Annotated in this window: 12 protein-coding genes; 11 read left to right on the forward strand and 1 reads right to left on the reverse strand. The window is 70.5% G+C overall.

Features of this window, described 5'->3' with window-relative positions:
* Positions 1 to 34 precede the first annotated feature (34 nt).
* The 3 genes from WA670_RS34390 to WA670_RS34400 are packed head-to-tail and all read left to right on the forward strand — an operon-like array spanning position 35 to position 3,526.
* On the forward strand, positions 35 to 349 hold the full coding sequence (locus WA670_RS34390) for a hypothetical protein (protein WP_235146890.1): 315 nt from the start codon (positions 35 to 37) through the stop codon (positions 347 to 349).
* Positions 349 to 3,060, forward strand: coding sequence for a WXG100 family type VII secretion target (locus WA670_RS34395; RefSeq protein WP_336160397.1), 2,712 nt, complete (start codon positions 349 to 351; stop codon positions 3,058 to 3,060). Before WA670_RS34390 ends, WA670_RS34395 begins: the two co-directional genes overlap by 1 nt.
* Positions 3,061 to 3,076: 16 nt before the next feature.
* A complete protein-coding gene (locus WA670_RS34400) occupies positions 3,077 to 3,526 on the forward strand; it encodes a hypothetical protein (RefSeq protein ID WP_336160399.1) in 450 nt (149 codons plus the stop codon).
* On the opposite strand, the gene WA670_RS34405 is transcribed toward WA670_RS34400, so the two are convergent.
* On the reverse strand, positions 3,527 to 4,363 hold the full coding sequence (locus WA670_RS34405; RefSeq protein WP_134731510.1) for a dienelactone hydrolase family protein: 837 nt from the start codon (positions 4,361 to 4,363) through the stop codon (positions 3,527 to 3,529).
* Positions 4,364 to 4,557: 194 nt separating this feature from the next.
* On the opposite strand from WA670_RS34405, the gene glmS reads away from it, so the two are divergent.
* The 8 genes from glmS to tsaE are packed head-to-tail and all read left to right on the forward strand — an operon-like array spanning position 4,558 to position 13,965.
* Positions 4,558 to 6,420, forward strand: coding sequence for a glutamine--fructose-6-phosphate transaminase (isomerizing) (glmS, locus tag WA670_RS34410; protein ID WP_037816238.1), 1,863 nt, complete (start codon positions 4,558 to 4,560; stop codon positions 6,418 to 6,420).
* Positions 6,421 to 6,432: 12 nt separating this feature from the next.
* Positions 6,433 to 7,875, forward strand: a complete 1,443-nt coding sequence (locus tag WA670_RS34415) for an NAD(P)H-hydrate dehydratase (protein ID WP_336160401.1) — start codon at positions 6,433 to 6,435, stop codon at positions 7,873 to 7,875.
* 50 nt (positions 7,876 to 7,925) lie between these two features.
* Positions 7,926 to 8,750 (forward strand): DeoR/GlpR family DNA-binding transcription regulator, encoded by an 825-nt coding sequence (locus WA670_RS34420; protein ID WP_336160403.1) that lies wholly within the window; start codon positions 7,926 to 7,928, stop codon positions 8,748 to 8,750.
* Positions 8,740 to 10,173 (forward strand): xylulokinase, encoded by a 1,434-nt coding sequence (gene xylB, locus WA670_RS34425; protein ID WP_336160404.1) that lies wholly within the window; start codon positions 8,740 to 8,742, stop codon positions 10,171 to 10,173. Before WA670_RS34420 ends, xylB begins: the two co-directional genes overlap by 11 nt.
* Positions 10,174 to 10,176: 3 nt before the next feature.
* Entirely contained in the window at positions 10,177 to 11,277 is a 1,101-nt protein-coding gene (locus WA670_RS34430) for an ABC transporter ATP-binding protein (RefSeq protein ID WP_134731502.1), read from the forward strand.
* Positions 11,278 to 11,306: 29 nt separating this feature from the next.
* Positions 11,307 to 12,428 (forward strand): alanine racemase, encoded by a 1,122-nt coding sequence (alr, locus tag WA670_RS34435; RefSeq protein ID WP_134731500.1) that lies wholly within the window; start codon positions 11,307 to 11,309, stop codon positions 12,426 to 12,428.
* Positions 12,425 to 13,513 (forward strand): alpha/beta fold hydrolase, encoded by a 1,089-nt coding sequence (locus tag WA670_RS34440; protein ID WP_037816232.1) that lies wholly within the window; start codon positions 12,425 to 12,427, stop codon positions 13,511 to 13,513. Before alr ends, WA670_RS34440 begins: the two co-directional genes overlap by 4 nt.
* The gene (gene tsaE, locus WA670_RS34445) at positions 13,510 to 13,965 is read left to right on the forward strand and encodes a tRNA (adenosine(37)-N6)-threonylcarbamoyltransferase complex ATPase subunit type 1 TsaE (RefSeq protein ID WP_275291651.1); all 456 of its coding nucleotides are present in this window, start codon (positions 13,510 to 13,512) and stop codon (positions 13,963 to 13,965) included. The genes WA670_RS34440 and tsaE overlap by 4 nt, the downstream gene beginning before the upstream one ends.
* The last annotated feature ends 9 nt before the right edge of the window (positions 13,966 to 13,974 follow it).

The raw sequence follows: 13,974 nt of genomic DNA on the forward strand, positions 1-13,974 counted from the left end.
TCCGGAAGAACTCGGCAGTCGAGGAGGGGCGAGCGTGGGGAACCGACAGAACGTCGATCCGCAGATGCTGGAAACGGCGGGCGGATTTGTCCGGGACGCGGCGAAGGACCGTCTGCAGACGACGCTGCCCGCGTTGAAGCAGATGCAGATCACCGAGGCGGACTTCGGGCGCAAGCACCACGGCTCGTTCCAGCTGTACAAGACCGGCATCGAAGCGGTCGGCAAATGCGTCGACAGCTATGTGAAGGCGTCTGAGGACTTCGGGAACAACCTCGGGTCGGCGAGCAAGAAGTACACCGCCAACGAGGCGAGCAGCTCGGACTCCATCACGAAGAGCGGCAAACGCTGATGGCCGAGCGCAACGGGACTATCCCGTCCTTCCAAGAGTTCCAGCAGTTGATGAACGACCCCAGCGTTCCCGATAACACCAAACGGGGTCTGGCGCTTCGCTACTTCGACTACGTCGAGGACGAAGAAGAAGAGGGCGACGCGCAGAGTTACGGCTTCCAAGGGGACGAGGACCGCAACCACTGGCGGGACTTCTACAAGAAGCGGTTCAACATCTCCGAAGGGGATATGGACTGGGAGACGTCGAGCGCTGGCGACGTCGACAAGTGGTACAGCATGGCGAAGGGCGACGCCGACAAAGGCGCGAAGGCGGCGCAGGACAAGCAGCAGCAGGCGGTCGACGGCGACAAGCAGAAGCTGAAGGACCAAGGGGCCAAGAACACTGACACCGACCCTGGTGTCGCGAACTCCAACGAGATCCTCGACCTCGGCGTCTCGGGTCTGCAGCCGTTCCGGAACCTGCTGCCCCTCTACAACCGCGCCCGCGGTCTCGTCGCGCAGAACCTGCCGGAGCACCCGTTCCAGCCGCACGTCGGCGACCCGTTCGACGAGCAGCGGGACATCCCGTTCGACAAGTTCAAGGCCGCTGCCAAGGAATTGACGGACGTCAACGCGTCCATTGTGGACGCCGCGGCCGACCAGGACAACCGGATGGCGACCGTGTTCGCCAACTGGTCGGGCAACGCGCGGGATTCGGCTCAGCAGTCCTGGAAGGGGATCACCGACGGCACCAAGGCCGTCGAGCAGACCCTGAAGGACGGGGCGGGCTTGATCGACCGCAGCATCGCCTCGATCGCGAAGCTGATCCGGGCGAAATGCCAGTGGCTGCAGGAGTACTACATCACCGAGTACCCCAGCAAGGGGCAGTTCTCGCCCGGCGACATCGATCGGTTGATCCGGGTCGCCGAGATGGGCCGCAACGCGAGCGACGACGACTTCAAGCACTTCGTCCGGTTCATGCCCGAAGACTTGAAGAACACCGTCAACGGAGACAAGTGCGACCTCGGCGACGACACCAAGGACGCCGGGCAGGAGTGGGCCAAGAAGTGGCTCGCCGGGTTCTGCGGGTTCATGGACAAGCACGTCACGAACTGGCAGCAGGTCTGCGAGCACACGCGCACGAGCGTCGACCAGGTGTGGAACGAGCTGGGCGCTTCGCTGGGCAAGGCTCGCGAGGATCTGTTCACCACGTCGTCGAAGCCCGCTGACCAGGGCGGCGGCAAGCAGTCCGACGGGGGCGGCCAGCAGACCACGCCGTCGTCCTCCGGCGGCGGTGGCAAGGACTCGGGAATGCCGAGCACCGGCGGCTCCGGGCCGACCCCGGCCGCGGCGCAGACGCCCAAGATGCCGGAGACTCCGCAAACCCAGCCGCAGTCGGCGGAGGGGCTCAACCCGGTCACTCACCAGCCGCTCGAGGTCGATCCGAAGACCGGGCAGCCGTATCCGATCGACCCGAAGACGGGCGCGGCGCTCAAGCCCGAAGAGCCCGAGACGATGACCGTCGAGCACGACGGGCACAAGATCTCCATGTCCGAACCCGGCAAGGACGGGCACATGGGGATCAGCGTCGACGACGGCACGGGCAAGCAGAAGACCTACGACCTCGACTTCGGCGACCAGGCAAAGCCGGACGCGACGCAGCCGCCGGGGACCTCGGTGCCCGGGCAGCAGCACCCGGACCCAGCGACCGGGTTCGGACCGCAGGGCCACGACGGTGCGCAAGGGACCGGCCAGGGCCACGACGGAACCCCGGGCCAGGACGCCGCGAAGAACCAGGACGGCGCGCAGAAGTACCAGCCGGGTCCGGACGGCAAGATCCACATCCAGGACGGCAAGCTGTCGATCGTGGCCGAACGGCCGTCTGGAGCCGACGGCCCGACGGTCGTGACGATCGACGACGGCTCGGGCCATCCCACGAAGTACACCCTCGGTGACGACGGTGCGCTCAACCCCAGCGGCCACACTGCCGGCGGTGGAGCCGCGGTCGGCGGGCAGGCCACGCCGGGCGGACCGACGCCTCCCGGAACGCCGGTGCCGGACGCAGCGGCAGCAGCGGGCCAGCCGGTCGCCGCTGCCGCGAACCAGGCCGTCCCGGACCAGGTCGCCGCACAGGGCCACCAAGTCGTTCCCGAGCAGCCCGCCGCGCAGAGCCACCAGGCTGTCCCGGACCAGGTCGCCGCACAGGGCCACCAGGTCGTTCCCGAGCAGCCCGCCGCGCAGAGCCACCAGGCTGCTCCTGACCAGCCCGCTGCGCAGGAGCACCGGATCGTCCCGGGCCAGCCGCCGTCGCACGAACTGCCGGTGACTCACGAGCCAGCGAGCGCGCCCGCCGCGGCGGCGTCGGGACCGGACGAGTCGACTACCGCCCAATCGGTGCTCGACCCGTTCTCCTCCGACCCCGGCATCGGCACCGTTCCGCACGACGGCCTCGGCGACACCGCCGACCCGATGGCCGCTTCGGCAGGCGACGCTCCGCCGACCGACACCTCGCAGCTCGGTACCGCGCCGGTGCACCACGACGCGACCGGTTCCGGCACTCCGGCCATGATGGGCGGGGGCATGATGGGCGGGCTCGGCAACGCGCCGGGCGGCGGACAGGAGCAGGAACGTTCGTCGAGCGCGTACCGGGTCGACGGCGGTCTTTTCGGTTCGCAGTCCAACTCGAACCGGATCAGCGGGTCGTTGCTCGACGACGATCAGCCTGGCCGTTAGGACGGGGGAGGACGCGGTGAGCAGCGAAGACCTGGGGGCGGGATTCCGCCACAAGATGGCTCAGATCGAACGCGAGGCGGAGGAACGGCTCGCGTTGATCGGCAGCCGGGTCCGGAAAGACCTCAAGGAAAGCAAAGAGGCCAGCGACAAGCAGTTGCGCACGGTCGGCCAGGTGATCGTCCGCGTGCAGGAGAGTGCTCGTCGCGCGGCGAAGGCCGGCGGCTGGGTGATGGAGTCGACGGTCGGCGACAAGGCCAAGGGCGAGGTCAGCTTCGGTTTCGAAGACGACGAAGCGGAGAAGGAACGTCGCGCTGACTACCCGGCGGCCGAGCCTGCTCCGCAGCGGCCGAGCACGCCTCCGCCGGCTCCCGTTCCGGCACCGCCCGCGGCTCCGTCGGGGCGGCATCGTCGCGGCGTGCACCACGACGAGGACGACTTCACGAACACCGACTGGTTGGCTACCTGATCAGGCAGCCGGTTCCTCGTCCTCCGGAACCTCGATCGGCGCCCGCTTCACATCCGCGTCCAGCAGCGGCAGGTACTTGTCCGTCCCGGTCAAATGCGTGAGAAAGAACGCAGTGAACAGCGCCTTCGTCAGCTGCTGAGTCGCCCGCTGCGGTTTGCCCTGCAGCAGCAGCTGGCTCCAGTGCCGACCCTCGGTCACCGCGAGGTGGGATGACTTCGCCAGCGTCCGCAGCTGCACCGGACCGGCCCACGCCTGGGCGATCGCGTCTGCGTGACCGACTGCCGGGGCGACCAGGTCGCCGTCCACGGCCAGGTGCAGGCCGGGGGCGCTGATCAGCTTCGCGGCGTCCGTCGCGGGCGGGAAGGTCTGTGCCGCGGCTACCGTCGCCACTGCGCGGACCTTCGGGCGGGCGTCGTCGCCTGCTCCGGCGGACTGGGCGGCTGCCAGCACTGCCGAGCCGCCGCCGGTGGAGTGGCCTGCCAGGCCCAGTTTCTCCGGGTCGACGCTGATGCCGTCCGGGCCGAGGCGGACCGTGGTGACGACGTCGAGCGTCGTCAGCAGGTCGCCGGCCAGCAGGCGGTGCGACGGGAGCGGGCCGAGCTGGGTGGCGGGGGCCGCGGCGACCACGCCCCAGCTCGCGAGGTGGTGCAGCAGTTGCCGGTAGCGGGTAGTCGGCTGCATCCAGCCGTGCCCGAACGCGATGGCGGGCAGGCCAAGGCCTTGGCGCGGGGTGAACACGACGCCGGGCAGTCCGACCAGGGCGAGGTTGCCGCGCACAACCTCGTGGGGTCCCGGGTGGGACAGCTCCGTGAGCAGCTGCTTGGGCTTGCTGGCCATGCGCGTGACCTTACTGCCCGTGCCCCTCCCCGGCCCGGTGCGCCACCCCGATCGGTTTAGGGGTCGGCCGCCACACTGCGCGAAGACCCGGTCAACGGTTGTCCGGGACGTCGCCCGCCCAGCTCAGCGGCATTGAAAACCCCGCTCTAGGGACCGGAGTAGGGGACTGGACTTGTCTCGTTACGCTAGTTCGCGTGTGTGGAATCGTGGGATACGTCGGACACCGCCCGGCTCTGGACGTCGTGCTCGGTGGGCTCCGCCGCATGGAATACCGGGGCTACGACTCGGCGGGCGTGGCGGTGCTGGACGGCGCCGGCGCGCTGACCGTCGAGCGCAAGGCCGGCCGGCTGGCCAACCTGGAGGCCCGGCTCGACGAGGTCGGCCGCGACGCGTTCGAGGGCACCGCGGGCATGGGCCACACCCGCTGGGCCACGCACGGGGCTCCGATCGACCGCAACTCGCATCCGCACCGGGACACCACCGGCCGCGTCGCGGTGGTGCACAACGGGATCATCGAGAACTTCGCCGCGTTGCGCGCCGAGCTCGAGGCCGCGGGCATCGAGATGGCCAGCGACACCGACACCGAGACCGCCGCGCACCTGGTTTCCCTCGCTTACGCCGAGGGTGACACCAAGGGTGACCTGCCGGCCAGCGTCGCCGCGGTGTGCCGCCGGCTGGAGGGCGCGTTCACCCTCGTCGTGACGCACGCGGACGAGCCGGACACGATCGTCGCCGCGCGCCGGTCGTCGCCGCTGGTGGTCGGGGTCGGCGAGGGCGAGCACTTCGTCGCGTCCGACGTCGCGGCGTTCATCGAGCACACCCGCGAGGCCGTCGAACTGGGGCAGGACCAGCTGGTCGTCATCACCCGCGACGGCTACCAGGTCACCGACTTCCACGGCGACGCCGCGCAGGCCAAGCCGTTCACCGTCGACTGGGACCTGTCGGCCGCCGAGAAGGGCGGCCACGAGTACTTCATGCTCAAGGAGATCGAGGAGCAGCCGGAGGCGCTGGCGAACACGCTGCGCGGGCACTTCGAGGCCGGCCGGATCATCCTCGACGAGCAGCGCATTTCCGACCAGGACCTGCGCGACGTCGACAAGGTCTTCGTCATCGCCTGCGGTTCGGCCTATCACTCCGGGCTCGTCGCGAAGTACGCCATCGAGCACTGGTGCCGGCTGCCGGTCGAGGTGGAGCTGGCCTCGGAGTTCCGCTACCGCGACCCGGTTCTCGACCGCGACACGCTCGTCGTCGCCGTCTCCCAGTCCGGCGAGACCGCGGACACCCTCGAAGCCGTGCGGCACGCGCGCGAGCAGAAGGCCCGCGTCCTGGCGGTCTGCAACACCAACGGCGCGCAGATCCCGCGCGAGTCCGACGCCGTGCTGTACACGCACGCCGGGCCGGAGATCGGGGTCGCGTCGACCAAGGCGTTCCTCGCGCAGATCGCCGCGAACTACCTCGTCGGCCTCGCGCTGGCGCAGGCGCGCGGCACGAAGTACCCGGACGAGGTCGCCCGCGAGTTCGCCGAGCTGGAAGCGATGCCGGCCGCGGTGCAGAAGGTGCTGTCCACTGTGGAGCCGACCCGCGAGATCGCGCGGCGGATCTCCGACTCGCGCGCGGTGCTGTTCCTCGGCCGCCACGTCGGGTTCCCGGTGGCGCTGGAAGGCGCGCTGAAGCTGAAGGAACTCGCGTACATGCACGCGGAGGGTTTCGCGGCGGGCGAGCTGAAGCACGGTCCGATCGCGCTGATCGAGGAGGGCCTTCCGGTCGTCGTCGTGATGCCGTCGCCGAAGGGCCGCGCGGTGCTGCACTCGAAGCTGGTGTCGAACATCAGCGAGATCCAGGCGCGGGGCGCGCGCACGATCGTGATCGCCGAGGAGGGCGACGAGACCGTGCGCCCGTTCGCCGACGAACTCATCGAGGTGCCCGCGGTGCCGACGCTGCTGCAGCCGCTGGTTTCCACCGTGCCGCTGCAGGTGCTGGCCGCGGAGATCGCGAGTTCGCGCGGGTACGACATCGACAAGCCGCGTAACCTGGCGAAGTCCGTCACCGTGGAGTAGGGAGCCGCCGCCGTGCAGGGAATCTGGACTACAGAACGGATTCGCGCGGCGGAGGACCTGCTGCTCGCGCGCACTCCGGACGGCGAGCTGATGCGCCGCGCCTCCTTCGGCCTCGCCGCCGAGGTGGCCGGGTTGCTGGCCGAGGACACCGGCGGTGTCTCCGGTCGGCGGGTGGTGCTGCTGGTCGGCTCGGGCAACAACGGCGGCGATGCCTTGTGGGCTGGTGCTTTCCTGCGTCGGCGCGGGGTCGCGGTGGCCGCGGTATTGCTGAAGCCGGAGAAGGCTCATCCGGCGGGATTGGCCGCACTGCGGCGATCCGGCGGTCGCGTGGTGTCCATAGCGGACAGTCCACAGTGGATCGAACGGGCGGATGTCGTCGTGGACGGCATCGTCGGCATTTCGGCTCGCGGCCCGTTGCGTCCGGAAGCGGCCGAGCTGGTCGCGCGGATCGAAGCGCCGGTAGTGGCGGTGGATCTGCCGAGCGGCGTCGACCCGGACACCGGTGCGGTCGACGGTCCGCACGTCACCGCCGCGCGCACGGTCACTTTCGGGGCGCTCAAGCCCGTGCACGTGCTGGCCCCGGAGGAATGCGGCGAGGTCGTGCTGGTGGACATCGGTCTGCGGCCCTGGCTGGACGAGCCGGATCTGCAGCGCCTTGACCTGGCCGACGTCGCCGAGGCGTGGCCGATCCCCGGTCCGGAGGACGACAAATACACCCAGGGCGTAGTCGGGATCGCGGCCGGATCGGCGACCTACCCCGGCGCGGCGGTGCTCGCGTCCGGTTCCGCGGTGCGTGCGACGGCGGGCATGGTCCGCTACGCCGGACACGCCGCGGACGTCGTGCGCTCGCGCTGGCCGGAGATCGTCGCGACCGGCTCGGTCACCGACGCGGGCCGGGTGCAGGCGTGGGTGGTCGGCCCGGGCATCGGCACCGGCGGCGAGGGCCGCGAGATCCTGCGGCACATCCTCGGCCAGGGCGTCCCAGTGTGCGCGGACGCCGATGCCACCACGATCATCGCGAACACTCCCGAAGTCCTCGACGCCCGCGACCCGGACACTCCGCTCGTGCTCACCCCGCACGCCGGCGAGTACGAACGCCTGATGGGCCGCCGCCCAGGCACGGATCGGGTCGCGGCGGCGCGGGAAGCGGCGAAGAAGTACGACGCGGTTGTGCTGTTGAAAGGCCACTGCACGGTCGTCGCCGCTCCGGACGGCCGTGTCGCGGTGAACACCCCACGCGGCTCCTGGCTGGCCACCGCTGGTTCCGGCGACGTGCTGACCGGCCTGGTCGGGTCGCTGCTGGCCGCCGGACTCGATCCGTGGCTGGCCGCCGCGGCTGCTGCTCAGGTGCATTCGCTGGCCGGGGCGCTCGCCGCCGATGACGTGCCGACGTCGGCGTCGGGTCTGGTCGACGCCATCCCCGCCGCGCTCCGATTGGTTCGCGCGACCGCATAGTTATCGAGTTACGTGTTAACTCGGCTCGCGATATCTGGTAAGAACAAGATGTGAGTCGAGACACGCCAGGACGGCCGAAGACGCGCCCGTCCGACGCCGCGGTGGAGCAGCGGCGGCAGGAAATCCTCGACTACGTCATTGACCAGGGCGAAGTCCGCATCGACGACCTCACCGCGCGGTTCGGCGTGAGCCTCATGACGATGCACCGCGACCTGGACGAGCTCGCCGACAAACGGTTGCTCCGGAAGCTGCGCGGCAAGGTCGAGGCGTATCCCGCGCTCACCATGGAGACCGCCAGCCGGTTCACGCTGCACTCGGCCGAGAAGGAAGCCCTCGCGGACCTCGCGATTCAGCAGGTCGAGCCCGGCCAGGCGGTGTTCGTTGACGACTCCACCACGTTGTTCCCGCTGGTCGAGCGGCTGGCCCGGATCGAGCGCCTCACCGTCATCACCAACTCGCTGCAGGCCGCGCGGCTGCTGGGCACCGATGTCGAGGTGGTCCTCGCCGGCGGGCATTACCACCCCGAGTACGACTCCTGCTCCGGTCCCGACGTCCTCGCGCTGCTCGAGCGCATTCGCGTGGACATCGCGTTCGTCTCGGTGAGCGCGGTCGCGGTGGGCAGGCTGTTCCACCCGGTCCGCGACTACGCCGAGCTGAAGAAGGCCGTGCTGCGCGCCGCGAACCGCAACGTGCTGGTGCTCGACCACTCGAAGTTCGGCCGCACCGCGACGTACGCGCACGGCACTGTCGGCGATTACGACCTCCTGATCACCAGCGAAGCCACTCCCACCGAGGAGATCGAGGCGGCGCTGAACGAAGGCACGGCGGTCGAGGCCGCGGAGTACGTCGAGGAGGGGCAGCCCTATGACAGCTGAGCTGGTGGCCGGGGTCGATTCGTCGACCCAGTCGACCAAGGTCGTGGTCTGCGACGCACGCACCGGCGAGGTCGTGCGCACGGGTCGCGCACCGCATCCGGACGGCACCGAGGTCGACCCCGCAGCGTGGGCGCAAGCGTTTGCGGACGCCACTCGCGACGTGCTCGACGGGGTCAAGGCGATCGGCGTCGGCGGGCAGCAGCACGGCATGGTCACGCTCGACGAGGCCGGGGAGGTCGTCCGGCCGGCGTTGCTGTGGAACGACACCCGCTCCGCGCAGGCGGCCAAAGACCTCACCGACGAACTGGGCGGACCCGGTGTCTGGGCGAAGTCGGTCGGGCTGGTGCCGGTCGCGAGCTTCACCGTCACCAAGCTCCGCTGGCTCGCCGAGCACGAACCGGAGAACGCCGACTGCGTCGCGCGCGTTCTGCTGCCGCACGACTGGCTGACCTGGCGGCTGCTCGGCCGCCCGGAAACCGCGGTGACCGATCGCGGCGACGCCTCCGGCACCGGGTATTTCTCACCGACGGACAACACTTACCGGCACGACGTCCTCGCGCACGCGTTCGGCGGCCGCACCCCGGATCTGCCGACGGTGCTCGGCCCGTCCGACGTCGCCGGGCACACCAGCGACGGCATGCTCGTCTCCGCGGGCACCGGCGACAACATGGCCGCCGCCCTCGCGCTCGAACTGGCCCCGGGCGACGCGGTGATCTCGATCGGCACCAGCGGCACGGTTTTCGGCGTCACCGAGACCGGCGCGGCGGACGCGAGCGGCCTGGTCGCCGGATTCGCCGACGCCACCGGCCGGTTCCTCCCGCTGACCGCCGCCCTCAACGCCGCGCGCGTGCTCACCGCGGGCGCGGCGATGCTCGGCGTCGACCTGGCCGAATTCGACCGGCTCGCGCTGTCCGCCGAACCGGGTGCGGGCGGGCTCACGCTGCTGCCGTACCTCGACGGCGAGCGCACCCCGAACCTGCCCGGCGCGACCGGTTCGCTGCACGGTCTGACCAGGGCGAACATGACGCCGGAGAACGTCGCGCGGGCGACCGTCGAGGGCATGGTCTGCGGGTTGGCCGCCGGGCTCGACGCGGTGCGCGCGCAGGGCATGGCCGTGAAGCGCGTGCTGCTCATCGGCGGCGGCGCGCAGTCCGCCGCGGTGCGGGCGATCGCGCCGATCGTGCTCGGGCTGCCCGTCGTGATCCCCGAGGTCGGCGAGTACGTCGCGCTCGGCGCCGCGCGGCAGGCCGCCTGGGCGCTCACGGGCACCGCTGAGCCGCCGACCTGGCACGGAACTGAAAACCGGCTCGAACTGGGCGAGCCGACCGGGGCGCTGCGCGCCGCGGGCATCGAGATCCAGCAACGCCACCTCGAGGCGCGCGAGGCCGCGCACGGGGTTTCCGCGAAATTGGGAGAGGACTGACCGATGGCCAGCATCACCTACGACAAGGCGACCCGGCGCTACTCCGGGACCGAGCGTCCCGCGGTCGACGCGCTGGACCTGGAGATCGCCGACGGCGAGTTCCTCGTGCTGGTCGGGCCGTCGGGCTCGGGCAAGTCCACCGCGCTGCGGATGCTCGCGGGCCTGGAGGACATCGACGACGGCGCGGTCTGGATCGGCGACCGCGACGTCACCCAGCTGCCGCCGCGTTCGCGCGACATCGCGATGGTGTTCCAGAACTACGCGCTGTACCCGCACATGACGGTCGCGCAGAACATGGGCTTCGCGCTGAAGATCGCCGGGCGGCCCGCGTCGGAGATCAAGCAGAAGGTGCTCGACGCGGCGAAGCTGCTGGACATCGAGCAGTACCTGGACCGCAAGCCGAAGGCGCTGTCCGGCGGTCAGCGCCAGCGCGTCGCGATGGGCCGCGCGATCGTGCGCGAGCCGCAGGTCTTCCTCATGGACGAGCCGCTGTCGAACCTCGACGCGAAGCTGCGCGTTTCGACCCGTACGCAGATCGCCGCGCTGCAGCGCCGGCTCGGCGTCACCACCGTGTACGTGACCCACGACCAGGTCGAGGCCATGACGATGGGTGACCGCGTCGCGGTGCTGTCGGACGGTCTGCTGCAGCAGTGCGACACCCCGCGCGCCCTGTACGACCGGCCCGCAAACGTTTTCGTCGCGGGCTTCATCGGCTCCCCGGCGATGAACCTGGTCGCCGCGAAGCTCACCGCGGACGGCGCCGAGGTCGGCGGTGTGCAGGTGCCGCTCAAGCCCGAGGTCCGGTCCGCGGCCGACGGCGACACGGTCACCATCGGTTTCCGCCCGGAGTCGCTGGAGGTCACCACCGACACCACCGGCTCGCTGCCGATCAAGGTCGAACTGGTCGAGGAGCTGGGCTCGGACGCCTACGTCTACGGCAAGCTCGGCGCCGGCGTCGAGGAGAGCGCCGAGGGTTCGTCACGCAACGTGGTCGCCCGCGTCGACCCGCGTACGCCCCCCGGCATGGGCGACACCCTGCACCTGCGAATCCGTCCGGACGAGCTGCACGTGTTCTCCGGCACGTCCGGGCAGCGTCTCTCCTGAGCCGATAGCGTGGGAAACTGGCAGTCGTTATGACTGCCAGTTCTCCGCACGCCGAGACCGTGGTCGATCTCGGCGCAGTGCGCCACAACGTTTCCTTGCTGGCCGCCCGGGCCCCCGGCGCGGCCGTGATGTGCGTGGTCAAGGCCGACGGGTACGGCCACGGCGCGGTCCCCGTCGGCCGCGCCGCGGTCGAGGCCGGGGCGAGCTGGCTCGGCACCTGCTCGCTGCGCGAAGCCCTCGACCTGCGCGCCGCGGGTCTGTCCGTGCGGCTGTTCAGCTGGCTGGACGTGCCGGAGCTGGATTTCACGCCCGGCATCGAGGCGGACATCGACCTCGGCGTCAGCTCCCTCGGCGAGCTGGCCAGGGTCGACGCCGCCGCGGAGCGGGCCGGGAAGCGCGCCCGCGTGCACCTCAAGATCGACACCGGGCTGAGCCGCAACGGCTGCCCGCCCGCTGCCTGGCCTGAGCTGGTCGAAGCCGCGGCCAAGGCGCGCGGCGTCGAGGTCGTGGCCATCTGGTCGCATCTGGCCTGCGCTGACGAGCTGGGGCACGCGTCGATCGACGCCCAGGCGAAGCTGTTCGCCGAGGCTTACGACGCGGCCCGCGCCGCCGGTCTTGACCCGATCCGGCACCTGGCGAACTCCGCCGCCACGCTCACGAGGCCGGACCTGCACTTCGAAATGGTCCGCCCGGGCATCGCGATGTACGGCCTCAACCCGGTGCCCACCGACGACGACCTGCGTCCGGTGATGACCTTCCGGTCGACCGTGGTGCTCACCAAGCCGCTGGCGGCAGGCGAATCCGTCTCCTACGGACACACCTGGACCGCGCACGAGGACACCACGCTCGCGCTCGTGCCCGCCGGATACGCCGACGGGGTGCCGCGCACGCTGTCCGGCCGGATGGACGTCTGGCTCGGCGGGAAGCGACGGCCGGTCGTCGGGCGGGTCTGCATGGACCAGCTCGTGGTCAACGTCGGCAACGAGGACGTGCCCGCTGTGGGCGACGAGGTCGTGCTGTTCGGACCGGGCCGTTCGGGAGAGCCGACCGCGCGCGAATGGGCGGACAAGATCGGCACCATCGACTACGAAATCGTCACCTCGATGTACCGGCCACGCGTACACCGCCGGTACGTGGGGGAGCGGGCGTGACTCCTTCGGCGCGACTGTGGGCGATCGTCGGCGGAGTCGGAGCGGTAGTGACGGGTGCGGCAGCGGCAGTTGTCGCGTCGCAGCAACGCAAACCGACCGAGGACCCGTTCGCCGACGAGCCGCTAGGCGAGTTGAAGCCGGACCGGACGTCCACTGTCGCGGCTGAAGACGGTACGCCGCTGTCGGTCGAGGAGATCGATCCTGAGGACGGCGAGCAGCCGGAGCTGACTCTCGTCGGCGTACACGGCTTCGCGCTTTCGCGGCGCTCGTGGCACTTCCAACGCCGCGACGTCGCCTCGCTGCGGCTGCCGCGCGTACGGCAGGTCTACTTCGACCATCGCGGTCACGGTCTGTCCGGTGAAGCGTCCACGGAGACCTCGACGATCGAACAGCTCGCGCACGACCTCGACAGCGTGCTGCGCGCGATGGTGCCCGAAGGGCCGATCGTCCTCATGGGACATTCCATGGGCGGCATGGTGATCATGGAGCTGGCGGCGCAACGGCCAGACCTCTTCGAGGACCGCGTATGCGGCGTCGCCTTCATCGCGACCGCGGCGGGCGAAGTCGGCGCGCGCGGGTTGCCGAGGCCGTTGCTGTCCAAGTACAACCCGCTTACGCGCGGCGTCGGCGAGCTGGCTGGATGGCAACCCGGGTTGGTGGAGTTCGTTCGCGCGGCGGGCGGTCAGCTGACCCGGCAGGCAGTGCGCCGCCTCGCGTTCGGCAGCCGCGACGTCTCGCCGCGCCTGGTCGACTTCATGCTCGAAATGCTCGCGGTGACGCCGGTGCGCGGTCTGATCAACTTCGTGGACACCCTCGGCAGCCACAACCGCTACGCGGTGCTGGCCGGGCTGAACCACGCGCAAGTGCTGGTCATCGGCGGCGATTCGGACCGCTTCACGCCGTTCGCGCACGCCGAGCGCATCGCCGCCGAGCTGCCGGACGCCGAGCTGGTGCGCGTGCGCGGAGCCGGGCACATGGTGCAGCTCGAACAGCCCGAGCTGGTGAACAGCCATCTCATCGACCTGCTGCAGCGCTGTGGTGGCAGCGCCGCGCCGAACCGGCGAAACTGGTGGTGGACAAAGTGATTCTGGAAACCCCCGAGGACACGATGGCCTTCGGGCGGACGCTGGGCGCGGCCCTGCGCGCGGGCGACGTGGTGCTGCTGGACGGTCCGCTCGGGGCCGGGAAAACGACGCTGACCCGAGGGATCGCGGACGGTCTCGGGGTCGGCGGCCGGGTCAGCTCGCCGACCTTCGTGCTGGCGCGGGTGCACGCCGCCGGGGCGGCCGGGGTACCGCTGATCCACGTGGACGCGTACCGGCTCGGCGGCGATCTGTCCCAATTGGACGACCTCGATCTGGACACCGACCTGGAATCGTCCGCCGTGGTCGTCGAATGGGGCGAGGGCAGCGCGGAGCGGCTGTCGGAGGACCACCTGGTGGTCCGCCTGACCCGGCACGACGACGACACCCGGACCGTCGTGCTGGAACCGCACGGCTCCTGGACCACCCGGGTCGACGAGCTGCAAGCCGCCTAGCGCTTCCCG

The organism is Amycolatopsis sp. VC5-11, assembly GCF_037034185.1.
Lineage (GTDB): Bacteria > Actinomycetota > Actinomycetes > Mycobacteriales > Pseudonocardiaceae > Amycolatopsis > Amycolatopsis nivea.